The following is a 17,947-nucleotide window of genomic DNA, read 5'->3' as shown; positions in this document are numbered from 1 at the left end:
GCCCACCACCGCTCCCCGGACCAGGTACGTTCGATCACGTGGCTGGATTCAGGATCGGACGCGGCAGGGACAACAACCGCGCTCCCCAACAACCCCCGCGGCAGCAGCCGTACGGTCAGCAGCAACCGCAGCAGGCGCCGTACGGCCAGCAGCCCTACCCTCCCCAGCAGCAGTGGCCTCAGCAGCCCGCCGCCGGAGGCCATGGCGAGCCCGAGTACTTCGACCCGTACGGACAGCCGTACGGACAGCAGCAGCCGCCTCCCGAAGGGCAGCAGCAGCCCCCGTACGGCCAGGGAGGCGCGGGCGGCGGCTCGTACGCGAACGACAACCCGGGGCACACCCAGGTCTTCGCGTACGGCGAGGACCCGTACAACCAGGGCGCGACGTACCACGCGGGCGCCGCGGCGGCCGCGCCGACGGGCCCGCGGCTGCCGTGGAAGGAACTGCTCCGCGGCATCGTGATGCGGCCGGGGACGACGTTCCTTCAGATGCGTGACTATGCCGTCTGGGGCCCGGCGCTGATCGTGACGTTCCTGTACGGGCTGCTCGCGGTCTTCGGCCTCGACGACGCCCGCAAGGACGTCATGGGCGCCACCCTCGCCAACGCCGTCCCGATCGTCCTCAGCGCGGGCGTGGCCTTCGTCATCTGCGGGCTGATCCTGGGCGGCGTCACGCACACCCTGGCCCGCCAGCTGGGCGGCGACGGCGCGTGGCAGCCGACCGTGGGCCTGTCGATGCTGGTCATGTCCATCACGGACGCGCCGCGCCTGCTCTTCGCCGTGTTCCTGGGCGGCGACAACATGTTCGTGCAGGTGCTGGGCTGGGTGACCTGGCTGGCGGCCGGCGCCCTGTTCACCTCACTCGTCAGCAAGTCGCACGACCTGCCGTGGCCGAAGGCGCTGGGCGCGTCCGCGATCCAGCTGGTCGCACTGCTGTCGATCATCAAGCTGGGCACGCTGTAGGCAACTGGCTACGAGGGAGGGGCCCCGGCGCACAAGCGCCGGGGCCCCTCCCTCCATCCATCAACCCGGATCAGGCGTCGAGAACCTGACCCTCACGCTTCACGACGGGCGGCTCGACCGACCACGGGAAGTTGATCCACTCGTCGGTCTTCTTCCACACGTACTCGCACTTCACGAGCGAGTGCGACTTCTCGTAGATCACGGCGGACCGCACCTCGGCGACGTGGCCCAGGCAGAAGTCGTGGACGAGCTTCAGCGTCTTCCCGGTGTCGGCCACGTCATCGGCGATGAGGACCTTCTTGTCGGTGAAGTCGATCGCCTCGGGCACGGGCGCCAGCATGACCGGCATCTCCAGCGTGGTCCCGACACCCGTGTAGAACTCGACGTTCACGAGGTGGATGTTCTTGCAGTCGAGCGCGTACGCCAGACCGCCGGCGACGAAGACGCCGCCGCGGGCGATGCTCAGGATGATGTCGGGCTCGTAGCCGTCGTCGGCGATGGTCTGCGCGAGCTCGCGGACGGCGCGCCCGAAGCCCTCGTAGTTCAGGTTCTCGCGTACTGCGTCACTCATGCCTCGTGCCTCACCTGGGTGCGGTGGAAGTTCTGGAAGGAGCGCGAGGCCGTCGGGCCGCGCTGGCCCTGGTACCGCGATCCGTACCGCTCGCTCCCGTACGGGAACTCGGCGGGCGAGCTGAGCCGGAACATGCACAGCTGCCCGATCTTCATCCCGGGCCACAGCTTGATCGGGAGGGTGGCGAGGTTCGACAGCTCGAGCGTGACGTGCCCCGAGAACCCGGGGTCGATGAACCCGGCGGTCGAATGCGTCACCAGGCCCAGGCGGCCCAGGCTGGACTTCCCCTCCAGTCTGGAGGCGATGTCCTCGGGCAGCGAGATGACCTCGTACGTCGAGGCGAGTACGAACTCCCCCGGGTGCAGGATGAAGGGCTCGTCGCCCTCCGGCTCGACCATCCGGGTCAGGTCGGGCTGCTCGACCGCCGGATCGATGTGGGCGTAGCGGTGGTTCTCGAACACCCGGAAGAAGCGGTCGAGACGTACATCGATGCTGGAGGGCTGCACCATCGATTCCTCGAACGGGTCGATGCGAACCCGTCCGCTGTCGATCTCGGCCCGGATGTCTTTGTCTGAGAGAAGCACGTCCCGAGGATACGCAGTGCGCGCGGGCGTCCCGCAATCGAGAGCGGGCGCCCGCGCGCCTGTCGGACTATCGCTTGACGGCCGCACCGACGGGCACGGCATGCCTCAGCCGCGCACACCGCGGGCACCGCAGCAGCCGCCCGGGCCCGATCCGGCCGGCACCGAGGTGCTGCAGCGGGAATGAAGCGGTACTGAAAACGTGCCCTTCGGCACAACGGACGACGGTGTTCTCCATCGAGTCCCTTTCCCCAACCTGCTGTACTGCGACGAATCGCCACATTAGGGGATGATCGCGACCTGCTCCAGCCGCCACTCCAGCGGCCCTCGAGCACTACTGCGCACCCGCACGGTACGCCCCAACTCCCGTCCCCACGACCCTCCGTGTACCCCACACACGACGACGACCCCGCGGCCGATTCGCCGGGGGTCGATCATGGGGTAGAGTGTGCAACGCTACCGCTCCAGGCAACTGGAACGTTATGCGGATGTAGTTTAATGGTAGAACATGAGCTTCCCAAGCTTATAGCGCGGGTTCGATTCCCGTCATCCGCTCTTGCAAGAAGGCCCAGGTCAGCGACCTGGGCCTTTCTTCGTTGTCTAGACCTCTCAGGCCCTTCCGTGCCCTCCACGTGCCCCAACTCGCAGAAACGCCCTGCTCGGAGGGCTTTTCGTGCACCACCTGCACCACCCGGACGCGGAACCGTCTCGCATCGCGAGACGCATTTCATGTGACCCGCACCACATGGGCGCTCAGATTCGCCTGTTCGCAACCCTGAAGCAGCCCATCAACCACACCGCCCGCGCGGCCAAGTTGGCGACGGCGCGACACTCTCTCCTGCACCTCCGAATGCCGCCTAGGGCACTCCCCACCAAAGCGCAGGCAGGCCGGCCCCGGCTCAGCAGATGATCACGAATGGTGACAAGTAGGTGACGCGTTGTCAGTGGTGGGTGCTTTCATGGGTCCGGTGCGCAGGGAGGCGCATCGCGACTGGTGGGGGGATACAGCTGTGCCCTGGATCAATGACTACTTCCGGGCAGATGGCACTCGGGTCAAAGGCCACGTCCGGCTCCCTGCCGGGGCCCGGCGGGAGACCGCGCTGCTCGGCCTGATCGTCGCCGGAGTGATCGTCTTCGGGAACGGAACAACATCTGCGGGGGCCGGAGCAGGCTCGGGTCAGGAGTTACCCAGGCCGCAGTCGACGGTGATCTACCCGATCAAGTGGCCGGCGTGGGAAAACCGCCCAGCACCCCACCCCATACCGACGGTCTCCTATCCGATCGTCTTCCCCAGCACGGGGAAGGGCAGGTGAGCCCCCGCCCACCTGCGAAGAAGCGCAGGCGCACCACAGCAGCGCGGCGCCGGAAGGCCACCGGATCGGAGGAGTTGTGGCTCATCGGCCTGGTCGGCCTCGTGGCCCTCAGCCTCGTCGTGGCAGTGATGTCGTGGCTCGCTACCCATCCCTGGGTTCTGGTACTCGGCCTCCTCGCGGCCGGCGTCGCGGGCGCGCTGTGGCTGCGACGGCGCCAGGAGGCCGCCCGCTGGGACCAGATCCGGGCCCAGGGCCTGCGCTACGCCGTCGAACACCTCGACAGCCTCCACCACAACGACTTCGAATTCGCCGTACGGGACCTCATGCACCGCGACGGCTGCGCCGACGCCCAGAAGGTCGGCGGCCGGGGCGACAACGGCGCAGACGTCAAAGCCACCGACCCCTACGGCCGCCGCTGGGTCATCCAGTGCAAGCACCGCAAGGCCGGCTGGCAAGGGTCCGCGGTCGGCACCCCGGACCTCCAGGTCCTCAACGGCACCGGCCGCCAGATACACGGCGGCGACGTCCTCGTCATGCTCACCAACGGCCGCTTCTCCCGGCCCGCCCTCGACTTCGCCAAGTCCCAGCGCCTCCACCTCGTCGACCGCCACCTCCTCGCCCAGTGGGCCACCGGCTCCCGCCCCCTGTGGGAACTCCTCCACGCCGTCCCCCCACCCCGGAAACCGAGTTCGCTCTCGTGATATGCCTGGGCCACCTCACAGGACACCCGGGCCCGGGCCCGAGGTAGGCCCAAACACGCAGATGGGAAGAGCGCAGCATCCCGCTGCAGCCGCCCCGTCTGCTCTGGGGCCGAAGCGGATGTCGTTGAGGTCCGCCGGCCGCAGTTCGAGGTCGCGAGCGTCGTGGGATGGCGGCGATCTTCCAGCGCCACTTCGCCTGCTGGATCGAATGGGTGCTCGGGTTGCGGGAGGCGTACGCGAATACATTCGCAGCCGGCATCAGCAAGGCCGCTGCCAAGCGATGCGCTTCACCCTCAGCTTGTGGCCCGTGCAACACCGACTCTCGACTCCTCGGGTCGCATGCGTCACCCCGGCACGGTATGCCTGCGCCGAATCCCGTACCGGAATTCGTCACCCAAGGCTCCCGAGCACCGCCACCGCCCAATCGGGCATCACCCGGGCTGCCGAGCCTCACGACGATACGCGGCTCAAGCCCCCGTCGAGAGCTCGGGACGGGCATCGAGGGCTGTCCGACAGACGGCTTCTTGCACGTCCGTGTAGGCCAGCAGATAGACGATCCGGATGCGTGAGGCCGGATGAGCTTCGAAGTAGCTCACGGTGGCCGCCAGCAGGGTGTCTACGGTGCGGTGCAAATCACTGTTGCCCCCGCCGGTTCCCAGCAGCGGCAATACGACAGAGCGCAGTGGCTCCCCCGCCTCGGCGAGCCGGTCAATCTCAGCCAGGATGTTGCGGGCGCACCGCGCCAGGTCCATCACCTGGCGGTAGCCAGAGCCAGGTTCCCCCTCAACCGCGGCAACATGCACAATCTTTCGGACCTGATGGCTTTCCAGCAGCTCGCCTGGTCCGGTGACCATCACCTGGCCCGCCGACACGTGCTGCCGCCCATCCATCCGCTCGGCGAGTCCCTTGGCGATGACGTCGTCGACCATATGTCCAACGTCGTCCCGACGACCCCCGTGATAGCGGATCGCAGCGGAAACGGTCGGCTCGTCGACGCGGGACATCTCCATGCGGGTGTTCTCTGGATTGACCCACACGTCGACGCCGAGCACATCCGCGAGATTTCCCGTAACCACGCCGACCCGATGCCGCCTGCTGCCACGCAGGGGGACGTCGTACCGGGTGGACTGCGCGAGCGGACGCGGGCCTTCTCCCGTGGGGCGTTCGCCTGCCAGCTTCCTCCGCAAAGAAGTGTTCTCGCTCTGCGCCTTCTTCAACTGGGCAGCCACTTCATCTCGTCGGCGGGTCTTGGCGAGCCATGTGAAGGACATCAACATGAAGAAGGCGGCGAACCCCGCCGCACCGCTGAGGCCGAACCCCAACGCCCTGCCCTCCGTCAGCGAATCCGGGAAGATCGAGAACAGGAAGAGCGCCGCAGCGAGCGAGTACAGCAGAACAGAGGGGAGTTGGAGGGCGTACTGCCGCTCGGCCTGGTTCGGCGCGGACGACCAGATCTGCAGGGCGATCCCGGAAGCGGTGAGGATCACCGTGATGGCGAGCTGCAACGGACTCAACAGTGGGGTCCCCTCTACCTCGGGCCCAACACGGACCAATATGAGTATCGGCGACCTGTCAGAGATCAGCGAACTAGGACCGTTCAGAGGTGACTTAAAACAGTGGGTACGGCGGGAAGGCGCTACGGATGCTGTGCGCCTCCCCAGCCGCAGTGGTTGGATCGGTTCATGGGCCCTATCGACTTCGGTGACATCACCGACCTCAAGATCCGCCTCCAGGTCTTGGCCGAGGAGGCTGACCGACGCCTTGTCACCGTGTTCGGTTCGGGGATCAGCAGCGAGGTCCTCCCCAGTGTCCCCCAGCTAACGGACATCTTCCGGGACCATGTGCCGAGGGCCGGCCTGGCCAGGTTCGATGCGACTGTCGCAGATGCCTCAGACCCCGGAGTCAAATACCAAAGCGCGGCAGCAGTGCTGACCAAGCAAGCAGGTGAGCCCACGGTCATGCGGGCGATCCGGACAGCTGTGCTCCAGGCGTGCCCCGACGTGCCCGAGAGAGACGTGGCGGAGGTTGCCAGGGACGAGGAGCGCTGCCGTGAGTACGCGAGGACGGGAAACTGGATCGTTCCACGCGGGTACCAGCAGTTCGCACAGTTCTTCAAGTCGCTGAGCGGGCGGGTACGGGGCCCAATCATCACCACAAACTTCGACCCGCTGATCGAGATCGCCCTCGGTCAGGTCGGCATTCCAGCAGTCCCGATCCCCGTTCCCACCGACACTGCCCCGGCAATAGGGCAGCTGAACGAAACCATCGCCTACCCGGTACTGCATATCCACGGCTACTGGACCGGTCAGGCGACGAGCAACGTACCGACAAGGATCACCTCCGCCCGCCCTGGACTGGACGATCTACTGAGACGGCTACTCACCAACTCAGTTGTGCTGGTGGTGGGCTACAGCGGGTGGCTCGATAGCTTCATGAGGAGCCTGCGCAGCCAGATCCTCGACAACAAGGCCGACCTGCTGGAGGCCGAGGTGCTCTGGGCGGCGTATGAAACAGACGCCGCCTCTGTAGCGAGCGGCGCTCTCAGTGACTTCGTAGGTGCTCCCGGCTTCACCCTCTACCTCGGCGTCGACGGGCACGAGCTGTTCACCGACGAGTTGGAGCGAGACGAGACGGAGACCGAGCAGGCCTCTTCGTACTACGGGTACTCGCGGGTGCCGCGCACTTTGACTGACTCGGCCTCGTACCAGCCAGGGGCTTTCGCGGAGGGCAGCCAGCCTCTGTGGGCGGACGCCGCGCCGGGGTGCTGGCCCGTCCTCAGCTCGACGGTCTCCCTGGAGCAGAAGGTGGTCGAGTGCCTGCGGGTCGGCGGTGGTGGCGGTGCGGTGGCCATCGGTCCGCTCGGCGAGGGCAAGTCCCTGGCCCTGCGCCAGGTGGCCCACGCGGTGGCGGCCTCACGACCGGAGTGGAACGTGCTGTGGCGGGAACCGGGCGCGCCACGGTTGACCAAGGACTGGCTGAGCGACGTTCGCGCGGCCGGTAAGACCCTGATCTGCGTCGACGAGGCCGACCTGATCATGGACGACATGGTGTCCACGAAGGACGTCTGGGCAGCCGAGGGGTCGGGCATCGCCTTTCTGCTCGCCAGTCAAGACCGGCTGTGGTGGCAGGGCGCCGGCTCGACACTGCAACCGTGGATCGAGGACGTCCTGTTCCACGGCATCACTGATGACGATGCCAGGAACATCGCACTGACCTGGCAGGGGCTTGGACTGCTGCCGGACGGACCCCAAGAGATCGGCACCGTCGCGGAGCGCCTCGCGGCGTCGGCCGGCACCATGGCCGCCGAGAGCAACACGCTCTTCGGAGCGGTTCTCGACGTCCGGTACGGGGCGGGTCTGGGTGCGCGTGTGGAGGATCTGGTGCGCAAGCTGCACGAGATCAAGCTGACAGACTCCGTCGACCTCGGCGACATCTTCGGGGGCATCTGCGTAATGCAGCACGCGCTCGACAAGGACGGCAACCGCGGCAAGGGAGCCAGCAGGTCGGTCATCGCGGCCATGGTGGGGCTCGACCCGATCTTCGCCGACGGAAAGATCCTTCAAACGCTCGGCCGGGAGGCCGCAGTGACCTTCGCTGGCAATCGTGTCTACTGCCGGCATCCCTCCATCGCAGCAACAGTGGTCGACTACCTACACCGGGAAGGAACCGCCTCGAAGGTCTACGAACTCGTGGGGCAGGCTGGCGGGGAGCGCCTGGTGAAGAAGGCTTCAACCCTCGAGGGCTATCGCGACGCCTACCTGCTGTCCCGCTACCTGCCGGCACCCCAGGCAGTTTGGGCGGCAAAGGGGGCGGTGCAGGGCACCGGTCGCAAGATCCTCGAGTCACGGGTGTCCCTGCTGCGGGCCCTCCGTTTGGAAGGGGCGCAGAGAGCCGGTGCCTACGCTAGAAAGCTCGCGCCTGAACTTGCGATCTACGAGGACTACCACAGGGCGGTCAGGGCATTCCTGGTGGAGTTCTCGATCTCACTCCGGGACGAAGCGGAGGCCCAGACATCGGCCGGCCTGGCCGCTCTTGCGCTGGACGACCAGGTCGGCTTCACGCTTGACGAGGACCGGGCGGGCTACGCGCTGGTAAGCCTTGCCAAGTCAGCAGCGGCACTGAACGCCCAAACCCGCGACGCGGCCACCAAGGACGCCCCCGCCCTCTGCTCCATCCTGTTGGAGCGCGTCCGTGGAGAGGAGAACGCTTCGAAGTACCTGGGCCGCTACTGCCCCCCAGCGCACCACGAGTTGCGGCAGCTGTCGACCGTCAAGCTCTGTGGCCAGCTGGCAACGATGTTCAACAAAGCTGCTGCGCAGGCACTCCAGGCGACCGAGGTCGATCTAGAGCCGCGCGGCGTGCTGTCTTTCGGCACCCTGCGCCGCCTGGCTGACCGCCCTCGCTGGTCGGCCAGTCGATAACACGCACCCGCTGCTGAGCGGAGCAGGGTCTGGTTGCGTTCACCCCCGTCCCGGCAGGACCGCCCCGAGCGCTCCGCCGCGGGTCAGGACAGGCATGGCCTGCACCGACCCCCCGCACGAACGTTTGAAAGCGCGGGTTCGATTCCCGTCATCCGCTCTTGCAAGAAGGTCAGCGACCTGGGCCTTCTTCATTGTCTAGACCTCTCAGCCCTCGCCGCGCCCGCTGCGTGCCCCAAGCCCCGCGCATGCCCTTGCCAGATGACCATCCGCACACGTTCCGAAGCCCGGAACGGCCCGAGGTGTGAGCCCCGACCTCGTGGCCGGCGTCACTCCTGCGCCTGCCACCCGCCTCATCGCCACTGCAAAGGGCTTCCATGCATGGGACCCCACGCAGCAGGAAAGCGGTCGCCGCTCAAACCGCCAAACGCCTCACCCTCGATGCCGCCCCTGGCTAGCGTGTGACCTCATGACCGATGCCACACCTGGCGGGGTAGACCTGCTGTCGTGCCTGGACCGTCTGCAGTTGCGTTTTGATTCCGCAGCGCCTCTGGTCGCGACGGACGCCCATGATGACCCGGCGGTCCTGGAATGGAGCTGTCGCGCTGTCCTACCTCTGTGGGACCCGGACGATGACGAGGCCGCAGCCGAGAACTCACGATTGCTGACCCCAGGCGTTTCGCTCGCAGACAAGAACGAGGGTGACGGTCGGGAGCTAACGATCTTGGCCATGTCCGGCATCACGCTGGATCTCTGGCACATCGGCCGCATCTACGATTCGCTGGACTCGCGTGACGCCGACTACGAGCACTTCGCACCACTCTTCAACAAGTCCGGCGATCTTGGCCTCCACCCCGATCTGGAAGAGTGCCTGGTGAACGGCGCCCACGTCGTCATCATCGATCGGGCCCGGATCGCGCCGGCGTGGCGTGGCCTCGGTGGCGTAGGGCGGCTGCTGATCAGCCGCCTGCTCCGCTGGGTCGCCGGTCGGGCAGCGATCGTGGCAACACACCCCTACCCGATCGACATCCCCATCGACGAACGGGATGACGAGGCCAGGGAGGCTCGTGAGAAGGCGCCTGTCCAGCGCTGCTGGCAGTCCTTGGGCTTCGAGCCGTTTCGCGAAGACGTGTGGGTGATGCAGCCGCACCTTCGCGCGCACGAAGACGCAGTCAAGCGTCTCGAAGCAACGTTCTCCCCATACCTCTGAGCCCAGGCCTCACCAGCCGTGATGCCGATGAGAGGCGATCAGTACCCGATGAACGAGTTCACCAACCACAAGGCGCGGCAGCGGCTTGGCTTCCTGCAAGTCCTGCACTTGGAGACCCTGGACTTCTCGGGCATGAACCCCGAGGCAACACTCGCTGACTTCGAGCGCCACCTACGGAGGCGCGTCGAGGCCCTCGATGCCGAGCTGGAGGCCAACGAACAAGCGGCCAGGACAGCCGTGACGACCAAGCCTCTGTCAGGTCCGCTCGCTGATCCCGAACGCCTGCGAGCGTTCCTCGAAGACCAAGGGTCGGAACCACCGCGTGGTTCGGGCGACAACGATGGCTGGTGGAATCGGCGCAGAGACGTACTCGCCGAAATCAAGGCACAGGGACTACAGGACGCTCTGGACTGGGAGTGCCGGAGCTGTGGCTCCGCTGCCGGAATCGCCTGCCACACAGCAGGAGGCAGGACTCGCGAGCCTCATTTCCTGCGAGCCACCGATGCCGAGCTGCCCTATCGGCAGGCTTACGGCTTGGGGTGAGCGCAGAGCCCCCCGCCTAGGAAGCCGGTCGGCGAATGGGCCAGGGCAGCTAGCACGGCGCCCTGGCCCCAACACGTGTCCTCAGGCTTCCCGTGGCAGCCGAGGCACGTCGATCATCTTCTGCCTGGCCACGCGGACCCGCGCGTCGATGCCTCCGGCGACCTCCTGCTGGCGTTCGTCGTCGGAGTGCTGGTAGATCATCGCGGCCTTCTCCGAGGACTGGCCGGCGCGGACCATCGTGTCCTTGAGGGTCGCGCCGGACTGGGTGGAGAGGGTGTGGCCGGTGTGGCGCAGGTCGTAGAAGCGGAAGTCCTTCGGGAGGCCGACCTTCGCGCGGGCCTTGGCCCATTTCCGGCCGAAGGACGTGCGCCGGAACGGCGCTCCCTTCTCCCCCACGAACAGCAGCCCGTCGGGCTCCTTCTCCGCGAACCAGTCCAGGTGCCGCTTGACCTCCATGGAGAGGAAGGCCGGTAGGTGGATGGTGCGGACGCCCGCCGCAGACTTGGTGTCGCCCTCGACGCGGCGGCCGGTGTTCAGCTCCGGGGCCGCCTCCGTGATCCGTACGGCCAGAGGGTCCAGGGTGACCGAGGTCCGGCGCAGGGCCGCCTGCTCCTCCGGGCGCATCGGGCCGTAGGCGCAGAAGTACACCATCAGCCGCCAGCGCGGGCCCATGGCCTCGGCGAGGGCGTCGACCTGGGCGACGGTCGCGGTCGAGCGCTCCTTGGCCTGCTCGCTTCCCGCGCCCCTGATGCGGCACGGGTTCCGGCGGATCAGCTCGTCGTCGGTCGCCGTCTCCATGATGGCCTTCAGCAGCCGGTAGGACTTGGCCACCGTCGTGGCGCCGGTGGCGGCCAGGCGCTCGGCCCGCCAGGTCCGCACGACCGGCGGGGTGATCTCGTCCAGGTCGAGGTCACCGAAGCCGGGGAGGACGTGGAGGCGCAGGAGGCGGCGGTACAGCTCGTCCGTGGTGGCGGCGAGGCCCCGCTCGTCGACCCACTTGAGCGCGTACTCCTCGAAGTTGACCTTGCCCGCGTCGGGGTCGGTCCAGTGGTTGCGCTGGATGTCCGCCTTGGTGAGGGTGAGCCAGTCCTGCGCGTCGGTCCTCGTCGCGAAGGTCTCCGGGGCCTTGCGCCGGGTGCCGTCGGGAGCCCAGTAGCGCGCCTGCCAACGGCCGGACGGGAGCTGGCGGGTGGTGCCGAATTCGCGCCGCCGCTGCGGCTTGCGGGCCGCCATCAGGCCGCCTTCCCGAAGCGGGAACGGGCGTCGCGGAGCGTGGGGACGGTGCTCGCAGCGATGTACGCGGCCAGGACGCTGTCGGCGATGCGGACGTGCTTGCCGAACTTGGCGTAGCCGATGCGGCGTTCCTGGATGAGGCGCCGGATGAAACGGACGCCGGTGCCGAGGCGTTCGGCGGCCTGCTCCACGGTGAGGAAGGTGTCGGGGGTGGTCACCTCCTTCGCGGTGCGGAGTCGCTGGACGGAGGTGTGGGGTATCGCCTGGTGGCGCAAGCAGGGCTCCGGATTCTGGCCACAGCTGGAACGGGGGCGGCAACCCCCAGATCCGGGCCGGCGTGTCGTTCAGGGATGGGATGGGCGGTACGGCTGCCACCTGGGGGTTTGCGGGCCCAGGGCAGCGGGGTGGAGAAGTACGGCTACGCCTTGGGGGGCTGCCCGTACCGCTCCTCGTTGATCTTCATCACCTCGGCGGCGATGGCGTTGGAGACCATCACGTCGGCCTCGGTGCGGATCTCCGGGTGGTCGGCCAGGTAGGCGTCGAGCTCGTCCCGGGCCTTGGTGGCCTCGAAGCCGGCGCGCGCGGAGGCCCGGTAGGCGGCGACCACGTTGTCGATGAGCTCCATGGCGCGGCCCATGGCTGCCAGGCTCGGCGGCCCGACGAAGTTGCTGAGCGGGACGCCGAAGATCTCGGCGAAGCCGATGGCCTCGTCGAGGTTGATCCGGCGCTTGCGGTTCTCGATGCGCCAGACCGCGGACGGGTTCATGTCGAAGCCCGCCTCGTTGAGCAGGTCGGACAGCGCGGTGGTGCTCCAACCGCGCTTCTCCCGCTCCAGCTTGATCCGCACGGCGGCGTTCTCCTCGCCGCTGAGCAGCACCCCCTCGGGGGCGTCGCTCTCGTCCTCCGGCATCACCCCTCCCCTCTGTTGCTGTGGCGGCCACGGTTTTGCGGCATGCCAAAACCATACATCATCTTCTGCAGTTCGCATAGACCTCTGCCAACCGCATAATGTGTGGTACGGTTCGATCATCCCCAGAAGACCGCAGCGATCCCCTGGAGTCCGCGACCCCGTACCCAGACATGCAAAAAGCCCCCCGGTGGTCCAACACCGAGGGGCCCAAAGCGCAAACCTCACGCCGCCCATCCCTGAACGACTGACCTGCGAGGCCGGGATTGCCGTCCCATGTGGCCCGCACGTAGAGGAGCTTCTTGTCCAGTATGGACGACCCCCTGCCGAACCCGCCACACCTCGCCGCGATGGACATGACCGCCGTGCCGCCGTACGACGCGGACGCGGAGGCGGCCGTCCTGGGCGCCTGCATGCACGGCGTCGACGTCATCGACGCCGTCCGCAACCTGCTCGACGGGCCCGACTTCTATCGCCCGGCCCACGAGACGGTCTGGCGCACCATCCTCTCCCTGCGCAGCGAAGACCTGCCGACGGACCCCATCGTCCTCGGCAACCGACTCCAGGAACAGGGTGACCTGAACCGGGTCGGCGGCAAGGTCTACATGCACCAGCTGTACGGCGCCACACCATCGGTCGACGGTGCGCTCCACTACGCCGGCATCGTCCGCCAGAAGGCCGACCTACGTCGCCTGCTCGCCTCCGGCATCCGCACGGTGCAGCGCGCGATGGAGCCGGGCGCCGACCCCGACGCCATCCGCAGCGAGGTCGAGTCCGAGGTCCGGGCCGAGCGCGAGCGGGCCCTGGCCTCCGGTCAGGGGCGGCTGTCGCGCTACATCACCGACGGATGGCGGTTCATCACCGAGACCGGCGCCGACAAGGAACCGCTGTGGGGAACCCGGGAGCAGACGGCCTGGGCCTCCGGCGAGAGTCTGATGATCGTCGGAGCTCCGGGCGTCGGGAAGACGACGCTCGCGCATCAGCTGATCTTCGCCCGCCTCGGCCTGGCCGACAGTGTCCTCGACATGCCGGTCGCCCCAGGCAAGCGCGTGCTGTACCTGGCGATGGACCGGCCCAAGCAGATCGCGCACGCGATGGCCCGCCGGATCGGGCCTGAGCACGAGTCCCGCATGCGGGACGGGCTCGCCGTCTGGCAGGGCCCGCTGCCCGCGACTCTGGACAAGGAGCCCGACCTCCTCGCCGACCTCGCCGCCGCCCACCAGGCCGACACCATCGTGATCGACAGCCTGAAGGACGCGATGAGCACCCTGGTCGACGACGCCCTCGCGGTCGCGTACAACAACGCCCGCCAGCGGGCCATACGCAACGGCGTCGAGGTCATGGAGCTCCACCACCAACGCAAGGGCAGCGAGGGCATGCCGCGCGCCCAGCGGCCGTCGCTGGACCGCGTCTACGGCTCCACCTGGCTGACCTCCGGCGCGGGCACCGTCCTGTTCGTGTCCGGAGAGGCCGGCGACCTCGCCGTCACCATCCACCAGGTCAAGTGCTCCACGGGCGAGATCGGCCCCCTCCAGGTGATCCACGACCACGAGCGCGGCACCTCCCAGGTCGACCCCGCTCTGGATCCCGCCGAGATGCTCCGCAAGCGTCCCGACGGGCTGACCGTCCGCGAACTCGCCGTCATCCAGAGCGGCGAGAACAACCCGGACCGCGCCGCCACCGAGAAGGCCAGGCGGATCCTCGACCGCCTCGTGAAGAACGGCCTGGCGGCCAAGGCCGAGGGCGCGGCAGGCGGCAACGGGGGCGGCCAGCAGGCCCGCTACCGGACCTCCGTCCGCCACATCGGCGCCGTCTCCTAAGGCCGCCGTCCGGGCGCGCGTCCCGTACACGGGGGCGTACACGCGCCCTCGGGGCACAGCCCCAACCACGCTACCCCGCAGGCGTACACGCATCACAGAAAACCGCAGGTCAGGCGGTCACGCACCCGTACACGCCGTACACGTGCCGGAGCGTTCACGCGCGAGCCCCCCCTTTAGAAGGGGGCTCGCGTGTACGCCCCCTCCGTGAACGCCGTGATCGCCCCCTCCAACCCCCATCAGGAGCACCCCTCTGCACACCAACCCCATACCCCGACCCACCGCTGCGGAGGCAGCCGGGCGCTACGTCCTCGTCGCCGCCGGCGCCGTGATCATCGTCCTGACCGCCGCCGGGTTCTGGCTCTCGTACGCGCACCTGGCCGAGGTGGCCGGAGCCCACGGCCTGGCCGCCTCCCCCATCCGCCAGTGGGCGTGGCCGGCGACTCTGGACGCCTTCGTCGTCATCGGCGAACTCCTGATGCTGCACGCCGGGCTCCGCCGGGAGCCGGACGGGTGGGCCATCGCGCTGACCGCCACCGGCTCGGTCGGGTCCATCGTGCTCAACGTGGCCGGGGTCAGCGGCACCGGGGACGCCCCGGTCCCCGTCCTCGACTACGTGCTCGCCGCGGTCCCGCCGACTGCGGCACTGCTGGCCTTCGGGGTGCTGATGCGGCAGATACACCGCCTCGTCGCCACGCCCGCCACGTTCACGAACGCCACGGTGGCGGAGGCCCAGGAGCCTCGTTGGGCAGGCCCAGAGACTGTGGACAACCACAACGACGCCCAGACGGATCGAAGCGCCACGCCCGCGCCGGAGCCGCTCGTAGCCGAACCCCCTCCGGACCAGCTCGCCCGGCGGCCTGCCGTGAGCGCGGCGCCCGCCGACGAAGTGGCGATAGGCACCGAGAAGGTGGCGTCGCCCACGAAGCCGGCCAAGCGGGCCGACAGCCGGCTCCCCAAAGCTTCGATGGAGGAGGTTCTCGACATCGGCCGCACGGCCAAGCTCGGCCCGAAAGGCCGAATCTCCCGCCGCCATATCGAGGCAGCCGTCCGGGCCAAGGGATTCTCCATCAGCCGGGTCCGAGCACAGGACGCCCAGCTCCTTCTGCAGGCCGAACTCGACGGGACCAGCGAGACACCGTCCTGATCAGCCGCATCACGGCACCCCACCCCCGTACCGACTCACCCCACGCAGGAGCACCACATGCATGACCAGCAAGACCCTTCGCCCCTCAATCCGGAAGAGACCATCGCAGCTTCAGGCGGAGCAAGTTGGAGGTTCGGACACTCCCCCGTCGGGGATGCGTCCGAACCGAAGCCCGCCCCGGGGGTGGCGGACTCCGTCCCGCGCCAGGGGGCGCGGGACGGGGAGGCTGCTACCGAGGGCGGACCGCGGCCTGACGGGCACCGGGGCAAGCCCCGTATCCGCGCTGACACGCAGCGCTCCGCACGCAGCGTCCGCCTGAGCGAACCCGAGTACCTACGCATCGCCGCCGGCGCCAAGGCCGTCGGCATGAGCGTCGCCGGGTTCCTCGCCCACTCGGGTCTCGCGGCAGCCCGTGATCAACAACGAACGGCCGCCGCCATCGCCACCGAGCAGGACGTCCTCACCGCGCTTTTCGCACTCCGGCGCCAGCTCGGCCACGCCAACAACAACCTCAACCAGGCGACCCGCGCTCTGCACCTGGGGCTCGCCCCCGAAGACCTCGACGCGACCATCGCCGCCGTCCACCGCGCCGCCGATGGCGTCCGCCAGGTCACCGCCCGCATGACGAACCCCGACTAAGGAACCCAAGCCGCTTGATCCCCTCCATCCAGAAGCAGGGCACCAGCACCGCTGGTCTGCTCGCCTACCTCTTCGGCGCCGGCCGCAGTGAAGAGCACGTCGACCCGCACCTGGTCGCCTCCTTCGACGGCCTCGCCCCCGACCCCGGCCGCGACCCCGGCGCCACCGAGGAAGACCTCCAACAGCTCCTCGACGAACCGCTCCACCTCCTGCCCGCGGGCAGCCGCCCGGACAAGCACGTCTGGCACGCCTCCGTACGCTCCGCCCCCGGCGACCGGACGCTCACGGACGACGAGTGGGCGGACATCGCCCGCCGTGTCATCGCCGCCACCGGCATCGACCCCGGCGACGGGGCGGGCTGCCGCTGGGCCGCCGTTCGCCACGCCGACGACCACATCCACCTCATCGCCACGCTCGTCCGCGAGGACGGGCGCAAGCCCGACCACCACCGCTCCGGTCAGCGCGCCCAGGCCGAATGCCGCCGCATCGAGGCCGACTACGACCTGTACCGCGTGGCACCCGGAGACGGCACCGCCGCCAAGCGCCCCACCAGCGCGGAACGCCACAAAGCCCAGAGCCGAGGCCGGGACCGCACCGCTCGCGAGGAACTGCGCGAGAGCGTCCGCCAGGCTGCGGCGGGCACCGCCTCGGAGACGGAGTTCTTCGACCGCCTCGCCTCCGCCGGCCTCCTAGTCCGCCGCCGGCCCGCCCCCTCCGGCGACACCCTCGGCTACACCGTCGCCCTGCCCGGAGACCGCAACAAGGAAGGGGCGCCCGTCTACTACTCCGGGTCGAAGCTGGCCCCCGACCTCTCCCTGCCCCGCATCCGCGAACGCTGGACAGGCTCACCGACCCAGCCGACTCCCGCCCAGGCCAGCCGTCCCGCAGCCGCGCGCCGCCACGCCACCGGAGCCGTCTGGCAGGCCGTCCTGCTCATCGACCACGGCGACGACGGGACCGCGGCCGCCCAGATAGCCGCCGCCAGCGAGGTCCTCGACGCCCTCGTGGAGACCTCCCCCGCACGCACCCGCCACCAGCTGAGGCAAGCGGCCACGGCGTTCGAGCGGGCGGCCCGCTCCCACGTACGCGCCGAACGCGGCCACGACCGTGCCCTGCGCCAAGCCGCCCGCAACCTGATCCACGGCGGTCCGGCCCTGGGCCGAGGCGAAGACGGCGCCACAGCCGCGATGCTTATCGACATGGCGTTCTTCCTCGCCACCGCCGCCGCTAACTGGCACGCCAGGAAGAACCACGCCCAGCAGGCTGTCGCCGCCCTCCAGGCAGCCGAACACCTCCGCGCCGCCTACCGGACAGCCGCAGCCCAGCCCATGGCCGTCCTCCAGCAGCGCGGACGCCACATAGCCCAGCCCCTGCAGCGCCAGCACACAGCGGCCCTGCGCCACGCGATCCCAGACCTGGCGGAACAGATCCTGGCCGAGCCCGGCTGGCCGGCCCTAGCCGCCACCCTCGCCGACGCCCAGGCCGCCGGCCACAGCCCCGTCGACCTGCTCACCGAAGCGACCCAACGCAGGGAGTTGGGCAGCGCCACGTCCATCAGCGACGTCCTCGTCTGGCGGCTCCGACGCCTCGCGCAGCTCCCCGCCGACCCCGCGGCCGCACGCCCCCAGGCCGTTCGCGCCCACAAGGTCCCCGCGCCGCCGTCCACCACGCAGACGGCCATCAAGGCCGCCGGCGACAACGCCCGCCGCCGCTGAGCCGGCCAATCGTGGCGCCCCTTATATCCGACGATCCGGGATTATCGAATTCCGTGATCCTCCGGAGCATTGAAGGTGTCACCACTAATCGCCCCGCAAGGAATCCCCGCATGCCCAACCCGAATCCCGTACCGGAACCATCGCGCTCGATGTGCGTCACGAGCATCCAGGACCGCCCCGCCGCTCCCGC

15 protein-coding genes and 1 tRNA gene are annotated in these 17,947 nt (G+C 68.8%); 10 read left to right on the top strand and 6 right to left on the bottom strand.

Translation table 11 applies throughout. The features are described 5' to 3' along the window. Positions 1–38 precede the first annotated feature (38 nt). Positions 39–962 (top strand): Yip1 family protein, encoded by a 924-nt coding sequence (locus AB0M76_RS02715; RefSeq protein ID WP_365951168.1) that lies wholly within the window; start codon positions 39–41, stop codon positions 960–962. Positions 963–1,032: 70 nt separating this feature from the next. Here AB0M76_RS02715 and AB0M76_RS02710 read toward each other — a convergent pair whose 3' ends face one another. Both AB0M76_RS02710 and dcd read right to left on the bottom strand, forming a co-directional pair. After that, positions 1,033–1,533 carry a phosphoribosyltransferase gene (locus AB0M76_RS02710; RefSeq protein WP_030304218.1) on the bottom strand — a complete coding sequence of 167 codons (501 nt, stop codon included), beginning with the start codon at positions 1,531–1,533 and terminating at the stop codon, positions 1,033–1,035. Next, complete coding sequence (gene dcd / locus AB0M76_RS02705; protein WP_365951167.1) at positions 1,530–2,117, bottom strand: dCTP deaminase; 588 nt, start codon at positions 2,115–2,117, stop codon at positions 1,530–1,532. Before dcd ends, AB0M76_RS02710 begins: the two co-directional genes overlap by 4 nt. A 481-nt stretch (positions 2,118–2,598) precedes the next feature. On the opposite strand from dcd, the gene AB0M76_RS02700 reads away from it, so the two are divergent. Beyond that, positions 2,599–2,669: transfer RNA gene (locus tag AB0M76_RS02700), tRNA-Gly, on the top strand. Between the two features lie 754 nt (positions 2,670–3,423). Beyond that, a complete protein-coding gene (locus AB0M76_RS02695) occupies positions 3,424–4,128 on the top strand; it encodes a restriction endonuclease (RefSeq protein WP_365951166.1) in 705 nt (234 codons plus the stop codon). A 467-nt stretch (positions 4,129–4,595) separates the two neighbouring features. On the opposite strand, the gene AB0M76_RS02690 is transcribed toward AB0M76_RS02695, so the two are convergent. Next, positions 4,596–5,633: a hypothetical protein gene (locus AB0M76_RS02690; protein ID WP_365951165.1), complete on the bottom strand. Its 1,038-nt coding sequence runs from the start codon at positions 5,631–5,633 to the stop codon at positions 4,596–4,598. Positions 5,634–5,810: 177 nt separating this feature from the next. Here AB0M76_RS02690 and AB0M76_RS02685 point away from each other — a divergent pair, with 177 nt between their 5' ends. From AB0M76_RS02685 to AB0M76_RS02675, 3 genes are all read left to right on the top strand, one after another. Further along, on the top strand, positions 5,811–8,549 hold the full coding sequence (locus AB0M76_RS02685) for an SIR2 family protein (protein ID WP_365951164.1): 2,739 nt from the start codon (positions 5,811–5,813) through the stop codon (positions 8,547–8,549). Between the two features lie 466 nt (positions 8,550–9,015). Beyond that, positions 9,016–9,756, top strand: coding sequence for a hypothetical protein (locus AB0M76_RS02680; protein ID WP_365951163.1), 741 nt, complete (start codon positions 9,016–9,018; stop codon positions 9,754–9,756). Between the two features lie 48 nt (positions 9,757–9,804). After that, positions 9,805–10,299 (top strand): hypothetical protein, encoded by a 495-nt coding sequence (locus tag AB0M76_RS02675; RefSeq protein WP_365951162.1) that lies wholly within the window; start codon positions 9,805–9,807, stop codon positions 10,297–10,299. Between the two features lie 81 nt (positions 10,300–10,380). Here AB0M76_RS02675 and AB0M76_RS02670 read toward each other — a convergent pair whose 3' ends face one another. From AB0M76_RS02670 to AB0M76_RS02660, 3 genes are all read right to left on the bottom strand, one after another. Then, positions 10,381–11,532: a tyrosine-type recombinase/integrase gene (locus AB0M76_RS02670; protein WP_365951161.1), complete on the bottom strand. Its 1,152-nt coding sequence runs from the start codon at positions 11,530–11,532 to the stop codon at positions 10,381–10,383. Further along, entirely contained in the window at positions 11,532–11,750 is a 219-nt protein-coding gene (locus AB0M76_RS02665) for an excisionase family DNA-binding protein (protein ID WP_324289260.1), read from the bottom strand. Before AB0M76_RS02665 ends, AB0M76_RS02670 begins: the two co-directional genes overlap by 1 nt. A gap of 200 nt (positions 11,751–11,950) precedes the next feature. Further along, the gene (locus AB0M76_RS02660; RefSeq protein WP_267751719.1) at positions 11,951–12,442 is read right to left on the bottom strand and encodes a helix-turn-helix transcriptional regulator; all 492 of its coding nucleotides are present in this window, start codon (positions 12,440–12,442) and stop codon (positions 11,951–11,953) included. Between the two features lie 308 nt (positions 12,443–12,750). On the opposite strand from AB0M76_RS02660, the gene AB0M76_RS02655 reads away from it, so the two are divergent. The 4 genes from AB0M76_RS02655 (at position 12,751) to AB0M76_RS02640 (ending at position 17,757) form a co-directional block, all read left to right on the top strand. Further along, positions 12,751–14,259 (top strand): DnaB-like helicase N-terminal domain-containing protein, encoded by a 1,509-nt coding sequence (locus tag AB0M76_RS02655; RefSeq protein WP_365951383.1) that lies wholly within the window; start codon positions 12,751–12,753, stop codon positions 14,257–14,259. A 325-nt stretch (positions 14,260–14,584) separates the two neighbouring features. Then, positions 14,585–15,403 carry a DUF2637 domain-containing protein gene (locus tag AB0M76_RS02650; protein WP_365951160.1) on the top strand — a complete coding sequence of 273 codons (819 nt, stop codon included), beginning with the start codon at positions 14,585–14,587 and terminating at the stop codon, positions 15,401–15,403. 366 nt (positions 15,404–15,769) lie between these two features. Further along, positions 15,770–16,042 (top strand): mobilization protein, encoded by a 273-nt coding sequence (locus tag AB0M76_RS02645; RefSeq protein ID WP_365951159.1) that lies wholly within the window; start codon positions 15,770–15,772, stop codon positions 16,040–16,042. A gap of 14 nt (positions 16,043–16,056) precedes the next feature. Beyond that, on the top strand, positions 16,057–17,757 hold the full coding sequence (locus AB0M76_RS02640) for a relaxase/mobilization nuclease domain-containing protein (RefSeq protein WP_365951158.1): 1,701 nt from the start codon (positions 16,057–16,059) through the stop codon (positions 17,755–17,757). Positions 17,758–17,947: the final 190 nt, after the last annotated feature.

Origin of the sequence: Streptomyces sp. NPDC051364 (assembly GCF_040682115.1) — a bacterium.
Classification (GTDB): domain Bacteria; phylum Actinomycetota; class Actinomycetes; order Streptomycetales; family Streptomycetaceae; genus Streptomyces.
Note: the sequence above shows the minus strand (reverse complement) of the source record. Positions and strands in the feature narration are given on the sequence as shown.